This window comes from Streptomyces sp. NPDC056948 (assembly GCF_042674225.1).
Classification (GTDB): Bacteria; Actinomycetota; Actinomycetes; order Streptomycetales; family Streptomycetaceae; genus Streptomyces; species Streptomyces purpurascens.
In genome coordinates, this window is sequence record NZ_JBHUQX010000711.1 from 1 (window position 1) to 2,568 (window position 2,568).

Below are 2,568 nucleotides of genomic sequence, written 5' to 3' on the forward strand. Positions count from 1 at the left end.
GCCGACGCGCCGTCCCGTGTGCCGGACCGGCCGCCACCCGGCCCGTCCGGCACCGCCGGTGCCCCTCCCCCGCCCCGCGCGGTCCCGGCCCTCCCGGCCGCGCCTCCCTTCACCCACCCAGGAGTTACGCCTTGGACCGCGCCGCATCCCCGCAGACCGTGCTGCTGGACTTCGACGGAGTGCTGAGCCTGAACGCGTCGAGCCTGCTGCTGCTCGCCCTGCACGAGGGCATCAACCGTTACACCGAGTTGCCGATCGAGGCGACGGTCACGCAGTTCAAGGCCATCAGCACCTTTCCCCAACGGGAGAGCCTGCGGGTGCTGTTCGCGGGCCTCGGTATCGAGCAGCACCTGAACGCCGAGATCGACGCGCTCAGGTCGCTGACCTCCGTCCAGGGCACGCCGCTGGCCCTCGGCGAGGGCGTGGAGGTGTTCTGCGCGCAGCAGCGGGAGCGGGGCGTGCGGTTGCGGGTGTTCTCCACGATGGACCGCACCACCGCGCGTCGCTCGCTGCTCGACGGCCTGTTCGGACCCGAGGACTATGTGGCGCTCGACCACGCCTCCAAGGCCGATCCGGACACCTACGCGGCGCTGCTCGCGACCGAGGGCGAGGTGGATCCGGGGCAGTGGCTGCTGGTGGACGACTCCCCGCTCGCCCTGCGCGCGGCCAAGATCGCGGGGCTGCGCACGGTGCTGATGCGCGGCGCTGTCTTCTCGGACGACGACGTGTCGGCGTTCGGGTCCTTCATCGACGCGCGGGTGAGCACGTTCGCGGAACTCGGCGCTCTTCTCACCGCCCAGGATGCCTCGCCGGCCTCCCGGCTCTGACAAACTCCCCCCTCCCCCGATAGGTTCCGATGTCCCAGTCACCTGTTGATTCCGAGCTGTCACCACCCAGGACCGTCCCCCCGGAGACCGCCCCCGGGGCAGACAGTGCCGTCGGCCCCACTCGGGTGCTGGTGGCCATCGCTCTGGCCGCCGTGATGCTGCCCATCTCCGTCACAGGGCCGGGCGTCGCCCTCGCCGACATGTCCGGCGCGCTGCACGCCTCGGCCGCCTCCACCCAGTGGGTGCTGAACGCCTACAACGTGGCGTTCACCGCCTTCATGCTGGCGGCCGGTTCCGCGGCCGACCTCTTCGGGCGCCGCCGGCTGTTCCTGAGCGGCACGACCGTCTTCGCGCTGGCCTCGCTCGTCGCGGGCACCGCCCCCACCATCCTGCTCGTGGACCTGGCGCGCTTCGTTCAGGGCATGGGCGCGGCAGCGGTGCTGACCAGCGGTTCCGCGCTGCTCGCCCACACGTTCAGCGGGGCTGCCCGGGCCAGGGCCTTCGGTATCTTCGGCGCGTCGATCGGCTTCGGCCTGGCGATGGGGCCGTTCGTGTCCGGCCTGCTGGTGGGAGTGGCGTCCTGGCACGCCGTGTTCCTGGTCAACGTCCTGCTCGGCGCGATCGTGCTCGTCCTGGCCCGGCCGCTGCCCGAGTCGAAGAACCCGGGTGCGCGGCGCATCGACCTGCCCGGGGTGCTGACCTTCACCCTGGCCCTCATGCTGCTCGCCCTCGGCTTCGTCGAGGGACCCTCGCAGGGGTGGGGCGGAATCGTCACACTCGGCTCCTTCGCGGGTGCGGCGCTGTTCCTCGCCCTGTTCGTCGTGGTCGAACTGCGCGTCGCCGAGCCGATGTTCGACCTGAGCCTGCTGCGGCGGCCCACGTTCGTCGCCATCATCTGGCAGCCGGTCAGCATCGTCTTCGCGTTCGCGGCCCTGCTGGTCTACCTGCCGCCCTACTTCCAGGGCGCGGGCGGCGCGGGGTCGACGATGTCCGGTGCGATGCTGCTGCCGCTGACGCTGCCGGTCTTCATCCTGCCGCTGTTCACCGGCACGCTGGTGCGGCTGCTGTCGGTGCGGCTGCTGCTCGCCGTCGGACCGGCGGTGCTGGCCGTCGCGCTGCTGCTGATGACGTTCACCGACCCGCTGTCGTCCCGCACCGGGCTGTACGCGGCGCTGCTGCTGGCGGGGGTCGGCATCGGACTCGCCTTCGGCGTCATGGACAACGCGGCGGTCAGCGTGGTGCCGGCCGAGCGCAGCGGTATGGCGTCGGGCATGTTCAACACCCTCCGGGTCGCCGGCGAGACGATCGGCGTCGCGTGTGTGGGCGGGCTGCTGCTCACCTCGACCCGTCAGCAGTTGTCGGGCACCGGAGGTGGCGCCAGTGGCGCGATGGCCGACGACGTGGTCCAGGGCCGTCTGGGTTCCGTGCGCGAGAGCGGCGGACAGGACCTGGTGGACCGGGCGGTACAGGGTCTCCAGCACGGGTGGAACGTCGTCTACGTGGTGCTGGCCTGCGTGGCCCTCGCCGGCGCGGTCGCCATCTTCACCATGGTCCGCGACCGTGACCTGGACCAGTCCTCCACCGCCCAGGACGGGTAGACCCCTCCGAAAAGAACGCCCTTCCGAAGAGAACGGGCCGGACCCCATGGCTTCGGGGCCGTGGCGTCCGCCGGCTTGGCGGCCTCCTGCTGCTCGGCAACCCCTCTGGGCCCGGGCTGCGTCGGAATCGTCCCGCTCTGCTG

The 2,568-nt window shown here is 71.6% G+C and carries 2 protein-coding genes; both read left to right on the forward strand.

The window, feature by feature from the left end:
* Positions 1–131 precede the first annotated feature (131 nt).
* Positions 132–827, forward strand: coding sequence for an HAD family hydrolase (locus tag ACFTZL_RS43845; protein ID WP_382595916.1), 696 nt, complete (start codon positions 132–134; stop codon positions 825–827).
* A gap of 131 nt (positions 828–958) precedes the next feature.
* Entirely contained in the window at positions 959–2,425 is a 1,467-nt protein-coding gene (locus tag ACFTZL_RS43850; RefSeq protein ID WP_382595918.1) for an MFS transporter, read from the forward strand.
* The last annotated feature ends 143 nt before the right edge of the window (positions 2,426–2,568 follow it).